Annotated in this window: 1 protein-coding gene; it reads right to left on the bottom strand. The window is 69.2% G+C overall.

Annotated features, from left to right (window positions below; all coding sequences use genetic code 11):
- On the bottom strand, window positions 1-415 hold a 415-nt coding region (locus RM844_RS33095; RefSeq protein WP_311671121.1), incomplete at both ends, for an EamA family transporter.

Raw genomic sequence — 415 nt, 5'->3', positions numbered from 1 at the left:
GTAACGTGAATCCGGCCTCGCAGGCGAATACCACCGTGGCCCAGAATAATCCGATCCCGTCTGCCCGCCCCAGCCCTTCCACGACCACCGCTCCGACGCTGACCACGACGGCTGCGGCGAGCAACCGGCTGCGCGGCCGGTGGCCTTCCAGCAGTGGCCCCATCGTCGCCAGCGCGACCGGCACGCATGCCACCGCGACCGCCAGCACCGCAGGCTCGGCGTGGCGCGATCCGTACACCAAGGCCACGTTGAACAGCACCAGACCGCTCACGGTCACACTCAGCAGCCACAGCCATTCGGAACCCCTTGGGCGGCGCAAGGAATGGCCGGTGAACCGGGCACACGCGAGCAACAGCATGCACGCCACGGCGTAGCGCAACGCCTGCGCGGTGTGTAGTGGCGCGTCGGCGAGCAC

The sequence above is a fragment of the Streptomyces chisholmiae genome, from assembly GCF_031845445.1.
GTDB lineage: Bacteria > Actinomycetota > Actinomycetes > Streptomycetales > Streptomycetaceae > Streptomyces > Streptomyces chisholmiae.
The sequence above is the reverse complement of the archived record's forward strand: the minus strand, read 5'-3'. Positions and strand labels throughout refer to the sequence as shown.